This is a genomic window from Flavobacterium beibuense F44-8 (genome assembly GCF_000769915.1).
GTDB lineage: Bacteria > Bacteroidota > Bacteroidia > Flavobacteriales > Flavobacteriaceae > Flavobacterium > Flavobacterium beibuense.
In genome coordinates this window covers 49,053-62,763 of the sequence record NZ_JRLV01000009.1, presented here as the reverse complement: position 1 = coordinate 62,763, position 13,711 = coordinate 49,053, and the positions used below count along the sequence as shown (strand labels likewise).

Below are 13,711 nucleotides of genomic sequence, written 5' to 3'. Positions count from 1 at the left end.
GTTATGACAGAAAGTGAAATATTACTTGAATCTCAAATAAGAGAGATATATGGCCGTGTAGTTTATACGCACAAAACGCATGAGAAATGTGCTGACCTACTTAAAAGGAGAAGTGATTGTATCAAGTTATCAGAAATAATCCTTTCTGCTTTAACTACTACTACCTTGCTTGTAGTACTATTAGGAGAAGGGAAACTTGTCCAATTTATAGCTGCCTTCTTTTCAACAATACTTTTAGCACTAACACTGTACACTAAGGATATCAATCTTTTGGAGATTGTCCAAAAACATAAAAAAGCAGCACAGGATATTTTAGAGATCAGAGAAAGCCTTCTCTCATTGCTGGTCGACATTAGAATTGGCAACAAAGAAATTGAACAATTACAACAAATTCGAGATGGCCTAAATGAAAAGCTCATGAATACCTATCGAGGTGCTCCGAAAACTATAAATAAAGCTTATCAAAGCGCTTCAAAGGCATTAAAGAAAAATGAAGAATTTACCTTCTCGGATTCTGAAATAGACAAGTTCTTGCCAGAGAGTTTACGAAGAGGATAATGTTTAATGTATTCCAGTAAAAGAGATTATAAATATCAATTAAATACAAGGACAAATAATATGCAATTAAATTACTTCCCCATACGGTTTGATTTTTCAGATTACCAGATAATAACGGAGACATATTCTGATGAACGATTGCAAGAATTGAGGCAAAACTATAATAGTTCTTACTCATTTTTTAGGGATGGTAATTTGATTGTTATTTCTAATAAAGATGATGAGAAAGGCCTGCTTAGCGGTAAGGTAGAAAAGCGATCGGTATTTGGTGATGCCAAGGTAACCGCATCTTTAGTAAAACACATTTTTTTTAGAACGTTTAAAGATAGGTTTCAAGGCTTTATACCGGTTGATTTTTATCCTTTTAGGTTTTATTCACGCCAAGATAAAGATGATTTAATTTTAAATTTTCTGCCAGAAAGATTAAAACATAAAATTGCGTTCAAGAAACTTATCGAGATACAACTCCGAGAAACAAACATTAATGACTCTAAAGGTTTTGCTTTTTTAGTTAACATTCGTAGAAACTGGGTATTTAATATTTCATGTTTGGAACTATCTCAGGAAGGCTTTGATCTGATTGATTTTGAAGTATTACATACTGAAACGCTTCCGGGATTAGATAATATACTTGCTCCAAACGAAGATTTTGTAGGTGTAATAAAATCGATCAGTGACAATATAGCGATAGTTTCCACAAATGATGGTGACGAGAGTTATCAACTGAACGAACTCTTTATTCGTAAAACGAGGAGAAATATTCAAGCCTATTTAAACTTTGCTATTAATGAGCAAAAATGTGATCAAATATTAGAGGCTGTAAAACAAGAACGTATTAAAAAGCAAAATCCTGTTAGCCAGCTTGCTGAAATAAATAAGATTGCCAAGCACCTTTTTTCGGATAGTGATAATCCAATTTTGTTTCAAAACCGAGATGGTTTTTGTTTTAAAGTAGATACATCGCCATTGCAAGTTCAAAATAGCATGAATTTGCAAACACCAACATTTATCTATGATCATGCTGGCACAAAAAAGAATAATATAAATGCCGATATGGGACTGTCAAATTATGGACCTTATGACAGCATTAGTTTTGATATAAAAAATCCAAGAATAATAAGTATTTGTCATAGAGCCAAGAGAGGTGATTTCACAAGATTCTTGTCTCATTTAAAGGATGGTATAGCAAACTCTCGATACTTCCAAAAAGGATTACTTAAAAAATATGAGCTTCAAGACATTAATTTTGATATACAGGAAATTTCTGATTATGGCTTAAAGGACTATTTAAGTATAATAAGTAATTATGATAATGAGAAGCCACATCTTGCTATAATCGAGATACCTGATAGATTTAAAGCTCTTTCAGATAGAGACAATCCATATTATAAGATTAAGGCGAAACTGCTTTCTTTCGAAATACCGGTACAGTTTGTAAGATCATCTACCATATCTAACTATACGGAATATATATTAAACCCATTAGCTCTTCAGATTTATGCAAAGCTAGGAGGAACACCGTGGGTATTGCCCGCCCAAAGGTCGGTGGACAGAGAAATTGTAATAGGGATAGGACATAGTTGGCTGAGAAGTACAATATACAAGGGAGCTGAAAGTAGTCGTGTAGTGGGAATTACCACCTTTATGTCGAGTGACGGACAATATCTTTTAGGAGACAAGGTAAAAGATGTTCCGTACGAAAGTTATTTTGAAGAATTGCTCAAAAGCCTTAAAAGTTCTATTGGCCGTCTTTCAGATGAATATGCATGGCAAGAAGGAGATACTGTAAGATTGATTTTTCACATATTTAAACCGATTAAAAATGTGGAGTTTGGAGTTATTAGCCAGCTAGTTAAAGAGATTGGACAGTTTAATATCAAGTTTGCTTTCGTAACAATAAGCAAAAGCCATCCAAGCATTTTATTCGATACTAGTCAACAAGGAGAATCAAAATATGGATCGCATCAAATTATAGGAAAGTATATTCCAAAGCGAGGAAGTAATGTCTTTATAGATGATGAAACCTGTTTAGTACAGATGCTGGGAGCAAGGGAACTAAAAACGGCTAAGCATGGTATGAGTACCCCTATTCAAATTAAAATAAGAAAGCCTCAAGGAAATTATGATGATCCCGAATTAAAAGACTTGATGTTTTATGATTTGAATTATATCACCCAGCAGATTTATTCATTCACCTATTTATCCTGGAGAGGTTTTTTACCGAGAGAAGAACCTGCGACTATGCTGTATTCTAATCTTATTTCAAGACTACTTGGAAAAATGAGACATATACCAGAATGGGATGCTGATAAATTGAACTATACCTTAAAGCGAAAAAAATGGTTTTTATAGAAGAAAAGCATAGTTATTTGAGCAGTCTAGCCAATCAACCTAAGCAAGCTGCTTTGGTTGCCTTGGTTACCGATGAGGTATTTCAATTACCTCAAGGTAGCTTTTCAGAACCTGATACAATTTATTACTCGTCTATTCAGGCTATTAAAAAGAATTCAAAAGAAAGTTTTGAGTCTCAATATGCCAAAATATCAAAACGTAAAGTTTCTGAGAACTCTGTAGCTCCTTTTATACATGACGATTTCCTGATTTTTACATTGGTTATAGGGGTGCTGAAATTTGAATGTGATAAAGAATGGCTTTTGGGTGTCATCCGAAACCGAGCTAGAGGTAAAGTTACTACGAGTTTTGAAAATTTATTGATTGGTAATTATCTAAGCAAAGCCAATAATCAGTCTATGGTTTTGGTGTTTCTCTTTTTACTGGATAAATCAAAAATAACCAATGACCAATTGAATGAAGCGTACAATACAATGAGCGACACCAAAGAATCATTTAACAGCGACTTCATACGTATCGTGTACTACCGTGCATTCGATATTGTAATCCAGTTTAAGTTGCCTAGAGATGCCGATGAAGTATCTCGTTTATTAGAATTTGAGGGTCGTTTTAAAAAGCGAATCAATATTTTTTCAATTGTAGTATACAACCTTTTTATTATTGGGATTCTTTGTGGAGCATATAAAGCCTTTCAATTGCTACCTGAAGACAAAAAGCTATTTGTGAACGACTTGAATCTAATCTTAGGATTAGGTGCAGTTATAGGTTTGTCAGGAAACTTTATTCCTAAATTAAAAACCAAGTTTCAAGAAATGATATTAAGAGCCTTTGGCTACCAAAATACAAAGTAATTATGGCAGTACCATCTTTCAAAGAAGACCATATATCACAACTTCCAGCATTGAAACTACTGATGAATATGGGCTGGAAATACATTTCTCCAGAGCAGGCTTTAGAAGCTCGTGGAGGCAGAACCTCCAATGTTCTATTGGAAACTATTTTGAAGAACCAACTTCAATTAATAAACACTATAGAATACAAAGGAAAGGAGTTTCCTTTTTCAGATGCAAATATAAATAATGCAATTCTTGCTATACGTGACCTACCTATTCAGGACGGTTTTATTGCTGCCAATAAAGCATTTTATGAATTAATCACATTAGGCAGAAGCTTTGAGCAATCTATTTTAGGGGACAAAAAAAGTTTCTCATTTCATTATATAGATTGGAAACATCCTGAAAACAACACTTATCACGTATCAGAAGAGTTTAGTGTGCTCAGAAGTGGAAGCAGTGAACATTACCGCCCTGATATTGTATTGTTTATCAATGGTATTCCAGTTGTGGTTATTGAGTGTAAGAGTCCAAAGATCAAAGACCCAATCGACAAATCAATTGAGCAACATCTAAGGAATCAGCAGGAAGATGGAATACGTGCATTATATCAATACTCCAACTTGGCCATGGGACTGGCCACCAATGAAGCCAAATACGCCACAACTGCCACTCAGAAAGAGTTTTGGAGTTTTTGGAAAGAACTCTTTAAAACAAAAGCGGAAGAAACTGCTTGGCTCGATAAGCTCCAAGCTTTAAAAAATCAGCCATTACCTACCAACGAAAGAACAACGCTTTTTCAAGAACGGTATAAAAACGTCTGGACTTTCTTCCAGAACCTCGAAAAGGAAGAACAGGCGGTAACAGAACAAGACAAGCTACTATTTAGCATTTGTAAGCCAGAGAGACTTTTAGACCTATTCTTCAACTTCACTCTCTATGATGATGGCATCAAGAAAGTCACTAGGTATCAGCAATACTTTGCCGTTCACAATACCTTGGATAAGATCGTAAAAACAGATAGCGAAGGATTAAGAAAAGGTGGTGTAATCTGGCACACTCAGGGAAGTGGCAAATCCCTCACTATGGTCATGTTGGCTCAACTGATTGCTACGCATCCTCAAATCAAGAATCCTAAAATCATCTTAGTTACTGACCGTATTGATTTGGACGATCAAATCACAGAGACGTTTAAAAAATGTCAAATACCAGTAGAGAATGCTCAAACAGGCAAGCACTTGGTAGAGCTTCTTTCCGGCACAGGTGATACAGTTATCACTACTTTGATTCATAAATTTGAAGCGGCTGTTAATCAGGCCAAAGAAGGGTTTGATTCACCCGACATTTTTGTTTTGGTAGATGAAGGACATAGAAGTCAATATGGTACATTCAATATCAAAATGCAAAAGGTATTTCCTAAAGGTTGTTTTATAGCCTTTACAGGAACCCCGTTAATGAAGAAAGAGAAAAGTACTGCAAATCGCTTTGGAGGTTTGATAGATGTTTACTCTATTACCGATGCAGTTGAAGATGGAGCAGTAGTCCCCCTACTTTATGAAGGTCGCCACAACTTAATTGAAGTGAATGAAAAGCCTTTGGATAATTATTTTGATCGAATATCCGAACCTCTAACACCTTATGGTAAAGCTGCTCTCAAGAGAAAGTTTAGTTCCACCAATCAGCTTAATAAAGCGGAAGAGATTATCTACGCCCGTGCTTGGGATATTTCAGATCACTACGAGCAAAACGTTCAAGACATACTTTTTGGAAGTTTAAAAGCTAAAGGTCAGTTAGTAGCTCCAAATAAGACGACGGCTATACGATACCGTGAGTTTATCAGGCAAATAGGCAAAATAACCTGTGAAGTCCTTATTTCCCCTCCTGATGTTCGAGAGAATTATGAAGATGCCTTTGAAGAAAGTGACGACTTAATATTAAAGTTTTGGAAGGCCATGATGGATAAATATGGTAGTCCTGAGAATTATGAAAAGTCACTAATAAGTTCATTTAAGAAGCAAGATCAACCAGAAATCATCATAGTAGTAGATAAATTACTTACTGGATTTGATGCTCCTAATAACTACGTTTTATATCTCACCCGACAACTTAAAGAGCATACTTTACTTCAAGCTGTTGCTAGAGTGAATCGTTTAGCTCCAGGCAAAGAGCATGGATTGATTATTGATTATTATGGTAATTTGGAAAATCTGGATATGGCATTAGAGACCTACTCTGGAGCAGATAACTATGATGCAGCGGATTTGGAAGGGACATTAACCAATATTAGTGAAGAAATAAAGAGATTGCCTCAGGCTCACTCAGAAGTATGGGATATTTTCAAGGAAGTGAAAAATAAGTATGACGAACCGGCTTACGAAGAACTATTGCAGGATGAAGCTATTCGACACATTTTTTATGAAAAGGTATCGGCTTTTTCTCGCTTGTTAAAGCTAGCCCTATCGAGTTTTGAGTTTATCAGTAAAACTCCGGAGCAGCAAATAAGTAAGTACAAACAGGATGCTAAATTTTTCCTTGGATTAAGAATTGCGGTCAAACGAAGATACTTTGACGATCTGGAATATAAGGAATATGAGCCACAAGTTCAGAAACTCATTGACAAGCATATTACCACAGAAGGTGAAATTCTTCGTATTACTGAAATGGTCAATATTTTCGATAAAGAAGAAAGGGATCGTGAAGTTGAGAAGATAACCAGTAAGGCAGCCAAAGCCGATCATATTGCTAGCAGGACTATAAAAGCTATCAATGTGAAAATAAATGAAGACCCAGTTTACTATAAAAAACTTTCAAGACTTATTAGAGATACTATTGAAGACTATCACCAGCATCGTATTTCAGAAGCTGACTATTTAAATAAAGCGAGAGAATACGAAGATCAATTTCATAATGGTAGACAGGACAATGTGCCGGAGAACCTTACTGGAAATGATACCGGTATTGCCATTTATAATTTAGTGAATGAGATTTTTAAAGGAAACTTAAAGCGTTCGGAAGGCTCACAAAACATTGCTGCATTGATGGCTGAAGGTATTGACGAAGTTATTAAGTCTATTGTATTTGAAAACGGGAAGCCAATAATTGATTGGGTAAATAAATCAGATATTGAAGGAAGGATAAAAATTGATATTGATGATTATTTATTCGATTTAAAGACACAGCAAGGTATAGAATTGCCCTTTGACCTAATAGATGAATTGGTTGAAGAAGGAATTAAAGTAGCTAAATTGAAATATGTCTGAAACGCTTAACATACAATCTATAGAATTTGGTTCGAGAAAAATCACCTTTGAACTTTCTTATAAGGATCGTAAAACCCTTGGCATTCGGGTGTATCCTGATTGTAAAGTAAGGGTGATTGCTCCATATAATACCACAGAGGAAAAACTTGATGCCAAACTTCGGGAAAAAGCACCTTGGATCATTAAACAGCAGCTTGAATTTTTATCCTATCATCCATTAACACCACCAAGAAAATATGTTAATGGAGAAACTCATCTTTATTTAGGTAGGCAATATAAACTTAGAATAGAGAAGTCGGAAACTAATGAAGTAAAGTTATTTAGAGGAAGATTATTAGTGTTGAAAAAGGATAATACATCCGCTAAAAGTCTATTGTCTGAATGGTATAGAGAAAAAGCATTCGTTCATTTTGCGGAAACTTTAAAAAAAACAATTCCACTTTTTAAACGATTTGAGATTGATGAACCTGAACTCCAAATTAGACTAATGGCCACTCGCTGGGGAAGTTGTACCTCTCAAGGCAAAGTAATTTTAAACCCTGAATTGATAAAGGCTCCTAAAGGAAGTATTGAATATGTCATTATTCATGAATTATGCCATTTGGTTCACCATAATCATACTCGAGCATTTTATGCTTTACAAGAAGCAATCATGCCAGATTGGAAAAAATGGAAAGAAAGACTTGAAACGTCTTTGATATGATACAACAGGTATAGGTATAAAAATATTAATTAAAAAACAGAAATATGGAATATGACTAATACAACAATAACTTATAAGCAAAAATTTGAAGAGTCTGAGCATAAAGCCCACTATCAAAATATAGCCACAAAAATTCTTCGTGATATGAATGATTTACGTTCTAAAGCACAAGATTCGGTAACAGCTCCAAGGCGATGGATATGGGAACTAATACAAAATGCTAAAGATGTTCATTATGATAACGGTGTTAATATAAGAATAGACTTTGAAGATGATGATTTGCTTTCAAAGGTTATCTTTAGACATAATGGCAAGCCGTTTACAGCTGATAATATCCGCTTTTTAATTGAACAAATTTCTACAAAAGATCGGGCAAAAGATACTGATGGCAAACGAAAAAATACAGGAAGGTTTGGTACAGGTTTCTTAACCACGCATCTTCTGTCTGAAGTGGTGACAGTAAATGGAGTAGCAAAAGAGCCAGAATTACCATACAGGAAATTTACATTAACATTAGACAGAAGTGGATATGAACTTGAAGAGATTACCACAGCTGTTCAAAAAGCAAAGGACTCGGTTGCTAATCTGGACGAAATAGAACCTTATAAATCATATAATAAAGACAATCTTAACACGTCTTTTTCTTATTCACTACCCGATAAGCTTAGTATTCAAATAGCAAATGCTGGATTCGAAGATTTGCAAAAATGTTTACCTTTTGCTTTACTTTTTGTAAATGAAATAGAAGCTGTAGAGGTGTTCCACCTTAATCATCTTTACTATACAAATAAAAATAAAGCTGAAGAAACTTCCTTGGAATATCGATCCGTATTCATACAAAAAGGAGATAAAGATACTACCGAAGAATTGACATATGTAAAGCTAACTAAAGGTTTTACGAATATTGTCGTTCCCATTAATACTAATGGGGGTGAAATAGAAATCCTTCCCATTAATAAAGATACGCCTAAGCTATTCTGTGATTTCCCACTTATTGGGACGGAAATATTCCCTTTTCCTGTTATTGTTAATAATCCAAATTTTAATCCAACTGATCCTAGGGATGGAGTATTTCTTAACAGTACAGAACAAAGGTCGAACCCACTAGTTCAAGAGAATAAAAAAATAGTCGATGAAGCTATTGAGCTATATTTTATTCTCCTAGATTTTGCCATCGAAAACAAATGGAAAAATTTACATTTATTAGCAGAAATAACACCACTTAAACAATCACCTTATTGGATTAATGAAAGTTGGTTCAACGATTCTGTTTTAAAACCTTTGAGATCAAAGATTTTACGGTCGAAAATAGTTAATACAGCAGATGGAAATCTAACAGCAATTTTAGGCGATGATGATAAAGCTTATATCTGGTTTCCATATTCTAATAGAAAAGAAATTCGCGAAAAAATGTGGGGATTGGCAAAAGAGTGGTTTCCGCACCAGCTCCCTGCAAAAGATCAAGTTGAATTATGGTATCGTTTAGCATGGAATGAGTGTGCTAAACTAACTCTAGATCAGTTTTCTGCTTTTGTAGAATATAAAAAAAAGGTAAGTGACTTAGAAAAAGTTTTAGCAAATCGATCTGGGATTGAATGGCTCAATGACTTCTACTTATTATTAAAGCTAGATGAAAAAGAATTCCACTCCATAATGGAAAATAGAGTTTTGATTCCTGACCAAAACGGTGATTTTTGGAAAAAAGCACAATTAAGCCTAGACAAAGGAGATATTGAGGAGACGTTTAAAGATATCCTAAAAGAATTTGGAAACGACATAAGAGCAAAACTCGCAGATAATCAAATAGGCGTTGATTTTGGTGACAAAATAATTGATCAAAGCTATGTTATAAAAGAGATTACTTCTGAAGTGAATTCCAAAACAATTGACAGGGAAGTAGCCCAAGAGTTCCGCAATGCATTGAATCAACTTCTATTATATTTTCGAAAGTACCCGGAAAAAGCAAAACAATTATTCCCCACAATATATCGAAGTAAACATTTGCTATATGATGACGAGGAAATTCTTGAGAATATTGATAAAGCTGAACAATTAGATGATCTATTGAAAGAGTTTAACGTAAACTCTACAGAAGATTTAAGGGCTTTGCTTGGTGAAAACACTAATGATGAAAACAATTTGTTACCTATAACTCAAGAGCTTTTAGTTAGCATGGGAATTTCTAATATAGAAGATTGGAAAAAGGCGTTAGAAGATAAGGATTTAAAATCCCTGTTCGCTCACGATTCTATCCCTACTACTGATATGTTTGTGCTAGCACAGTCATTTATTGCACAAGCGAAACAAAGAGTAATCGACCATTTGGAAACTTTAGATGAATATGATTTATCGTTGATGGATGATCAGACGGCTACTACAATTTTAGCGGGAATTTATAAAAATAATCAGCCTATAAGTATTGTATTTCGTCCTGCTTACAGTGGAGAGGTTATTATCTATTATGGTTCGGAACGTGACACGCTAGATTATGAATCATCCGAACTATGGGTTGACGATGGTACTGATGTTAAGCAAATAACTTTAGGACATATTTTGAAATCAGCACAAATAAGAAAATTCCCCATTTAAAGATGAAGCAAGAAACGATATCGGATATTTCTAATATAATTGGAAAACCAGAAGGGGAAAAATTAGAATACAAGTCCGTTTTACCTCCTGCTAGAACTTTGGGACAGATTATTTGTGCATTTGCTAATTCTGCAGGAGGAATAATAGTATTAGGGGTAACAGAGCGAAATGGAAAAATGATTGTGCATGGTTTAAGTGAAGATTTTCGTGCCAATTCAATACTTCACAAAGCTCTGGATTTGCTTTCTCCGAAACCCAATATTAACTACAACTACTATCTACATCAAGAGAAAAGAGTTTATGTTATTCAGGTAGAAGCTTCATCTGATTTGGTTACGATAGAAGGTAAAATTTACCAAAGAAAGGGTTCTGTAAATGTTCTTAATAATCCCAATGAAATTAATATCACTAATACATACATTGGAATTAGCAGTTTATTCATTGAACTTAATAATTATCAGAATAGTTGTTCCGGTTCAATGTCTAAATTTATAGATCACTATAAAAGCCTATTAAATATTGTTTCTGATCTTGATCAAATTCTCTACCCAGAGCAACCTTCCATTGCCACTACAAATAATGAAGGAAAAATTCTAATGCGAATACTATTTTCATCTTGTGCCGATAACTTTGAGACCTATTTATCGGATTTATTATATGAAATATATCTAGCAAAGCCAGAGACTCTCAAGTCGGACCAACAAGTTTCTATAAAAGAGGTTTTAAATTGTAGCGATATTCAGGAGTTCATTGATTATATCGCTAAGAAAAAACTCAGCAAGCTTCAAAGAGGCAGTGTTAAAGGGTTCATCTCTGAGAATAATCAGATAAGAGATCTCAAATCAATAACAGATCAGGAACAGAATGAAATAGAAAAGATACTTCAGATTCGACATTTATATGCACATAAGAATGGGGTTGTTGATGAAAAGTTTCTTCAATACTTTCAGGGTGAGTTTTCTATTAATCAGCAGCATGAGCTGTCATTAGATAAATTTTTGGAGCATATTAAATACTTGTTGATGATTGTTAGAAAAATAGATAATTCTGCAATTAATAAATATAATTTAGCAACGATATAGAATTATAGTATAAGAGAATGTAGGGCGCATAATAACAAGGTTTCCCCACCACATTTTGAGTAGGATAAAAAAACACGTAATAGGTAGCTTTGTATTTGAGAAAATGCAAAGTGAAAATGGAGCGAGGAGAAACTCAAAATATAGAATACAAGCAGGCTTGGAGGGATGAATACCTGAAATGGATTTGTGGATTTGCCAATGCAAAAGGAGGGCATATTTATATTGGTATTGATGATAATGGAAATATTATCGGCGTAGATAATCACAAAAAGTTAATGGAAGACATTCCAAATAAGTCCGTTAACCATTTAGGAGTTGTGGTTGATGTGAATCTGCATGCGGCTGAAGGAAAAAACTATCTTGAAATTATCGTTCCGATTAGTAATGTACCCATTGCTTATCATGGAGTTTATCACTACCGAAGCGGAAGCACCAAACAAGAACTTAAAGGAATTGCTTTACAAAATCTGTTGCTCAATAAAATGGGAAAGAAATGGGAGGATATGGCAGTTGAAGGAATAACATTTTCCGACCTTAATGGTAATAGCATTCAAAAATTTATTATTAAAGCAATTGAGAAAGATCGTATTCCTCCAAATACGCTAAAGATTGGCAAACAAACCCTATTCAAAAACCTTGGACTTCTTACAGAAAAAGGGCAGCTAACAAATGCCGCCGTTTTATTATTTGGGAAAAATCTAATCAAGGTATCGGTAACGGCAAGTTTCAAGATTGGGCGATTTGGAAAGTCCAGCCATGATCTTTTATTTCAAGACATAGTTGAAACCAATATTTTTGAGATGGCTGATAAAGTAATCGAAATCCTTAAAACCAAATATTTGGTTAGACCTATTTCCTATAAGGGATTGGAGCGTATGGAACCGTTGGAATATCCAGAAACGGCATTAAGAGAAGCAATATTGAATGCTATTATTCATAAGGATTATTCCAGCACATATACCTTTCTTCGAGTGTATGATGATCGATTACTTTTATGGAATCCGGGAACTTTACCAGAGGAATTGACAATTGATAAACTAAAACAAGAACATTCATCCTATCCCCGAAATCGAAATATAGCCAATGCATTTTTTAAAGCTGGTTATATCGAATCCTGGGGGCGAGGGATAAATAAAATCATTGATGCCTGTAAAGAGGCAGGATTGCCTGAACCGATTATTGAGGAAGATCAAGGTGGAGTAAGTGTTATTTTTCTAAAAGATATTTATACAGAAGAAATTCTGAAAACATACAATCTTGAATCTCGACATATAAAGGCCTTATTGTTTATTAAAGAGAATGGTCGAATTAATAATAAACAATACCAAGCACTTTTTGAAATCTCCAAGAGGATGGTGTCTTATGATTTACAAATGCTTGTTGATAGAAATTTTATAACCAAAATAGGTTCCACAGGAAAGGGGACCTACTATATTCTCCAAAGGGGAAATAAAGGAGTAAAATAGTCTCCAAAAGGGCAATAAAAGAGCAATTGTACAAAAACTATATATATTGAATCTGCCTCTGTCTCCACACAGGTAATTACTTTGTTCCGATTTCCAAAATCCAAACGCTCATGCAAGGTATGTTTGTGGTGTTGGTAAATACCTTTTGTGAACTGGAAAATTCATTTATAGTAGAGTGATACCTGCAAGGATTGAATAAATTTGCAACTCAAATGCTAAAGTAATGAACGAAATTATGGATCAGGATTATCATCCTAAATTTATGTTGAGAGCAATTGAGCTTTCGAAAATGGCATACAAGAGCGGCAAAGGTCTTCCAATTGGCTGTGTAATTGTTAGAAATGGTAAAATTATTGGAGAGGGACATAATGAAATTTTTGAGCGGGTCAATCCAACATCACACGGAGAAATGGTCGCTATTGAAAGGGCTTGCAGAAATATCAATGATCTTCAATTATCTGAATGCCAAATGTACACCACATTAGAGCCCTGTCCTATGTGCTTAGGTGCTATTTATTGGGCAAAAATTCAAAAAGTCTATTATGCGAATACAAATGCTGATGCCGCTAAAGTTGGGTTTGATGATACATTTATATTTGATGAATTACGAAAAAGTGCCAATGAGCGTAAAATTAATTTCTTATATGTGCCCGATAAAAATGCACTAACCGTTTTAGAAGAATGGAAATCCAAAGATTTAATATCTGCCCAACCTTGGAATGGTAAATAATGTCAATTAATCTTGTCCGTCAAATTATTGTTCCATTCAAGTTATAGGTATCAGGCACAATGATATTAATACTGATAGTAGTAAATTGTGATAAACTATTCTTAGTCCAATATAGGAAGTCCATAAGGAGTTCATTGA

General features: G+C 34.4%; 9 protein-coding genes. All 9 read left to right on the top strand.

Annotated elements, in window-relative coordinates; genetic code table 11:
• The first annotated feature begins 3 nt into the window (after positions 1-3).
• Entirely contained in the window at positions 4-558 is a 555-nt protein-coding gene (locus Q763_RS09355; protein ID WP_035133549.1) for an SLATT domain-containing protein, read from the top strand.
• 60 nt (positions 559-618) lie between these two features.
• Positions 619-2,910, top strand: coding sequence for a Piwi domain-containing protein (locus Q763_RS09350; protein ID WP_035133775.1), 2,292 nt, complete (start codon positions 619-621; stop codon positions 2,908-2,910).
• Positions 2,898-3,761, top strand: a complete 864-nt coding sequence (locus Q763_RS09345) for a hypothetical protein (RefSeq protein ID WP_035133547.1) — start codon at positions 2,898-2,900, stop codon at positions 3,759-3,761. Before Q763_RS09350 ends, Q763_RS09345 begins: the two co-directional genes overlap by 13 nt.
• 2 nt (positions 3,762-3,763) lie before the next feature.
• On the top strand, positions 3,764-7,003 hold the full coding sequence (locus tag Q763_RS09340; protein ID WP_035133545.1) for a type I restriction endonuclease subunit R: 3,240 nt from the start codon (positions 3,764-3,766) through the stop codon (positions 7,001-7,003).
• Positions 6,996-7,706 carry a M48 family metallopeptidase gene (locus Q763_RS09335; RefSeq protein WP_035133543.1) on the top strand — a complete coding sequence of 237 codons (711 nt, stop codon included), beginning with the start codon at positions 6,996-6,998 and terminating at the stop codon, positions 7,704-7,706. The genes Q763_RS09340 and Q763_RS09335 overlap by 8 nt, the downstream gene beginning before the upstream one ends.
• 51 nt (positions 7,707-7,757) lie before the next feature.
• Positions 7,758-10,295 carry a sacsin N-terminal ATP-binding-like domain-containing protein gene (locus Q763_RS09330; protein ID WP_035133541.1) on the top strand — a complete coding sequence of 846 codons (2,538 nt, stop codon included), beginning with the start codon at positions 7,758-7,760 and terminating at the stop codon, positions 10,293-10,295.
• Between the two features lie 2 nt (positions 10,296-10,297).
• Positions 10,298-11,377 carry an AlbA family DNA-binding domain-containing protein gene (locus Q763_RS09325; RefSeq protein ID WP_035133539.1) on the top strand — a complete coding sequence of 360 codons (1,080 nt, stop codon included), beginning with the start codon at positions 10,298-10,300 and terminating at the stop codon, positions 11,375-11,377.
• Positions 11,378-11,493: 116 nt separating this feature from the next.
• On the top strand, positions 11,494-12,843 hold the full coding sequence (locus Q763_RS09320) for an ATP-binding protein (RefSeq protein WP_035133537.1): 1,350 nt from the start codon (positions 11,494-11,496) through the stop codon (positions 12,841-12,843).
• Positions 12,844-13,066: 223 nt separating this feature from the next.
• Positions 13,067-13,573 (top strand): nucleoside deaminase, encoded by a 507-nt coding sequence (locus Q763_RS09315; protein WP_052123347.1) that lies wholly within the window; start codon positions 13,067-13,069, stop codon positions 13,571-13,573.
• The last annotated feature ends 138 nt before the right edge of the window (positions 13,574-13,711 follow it).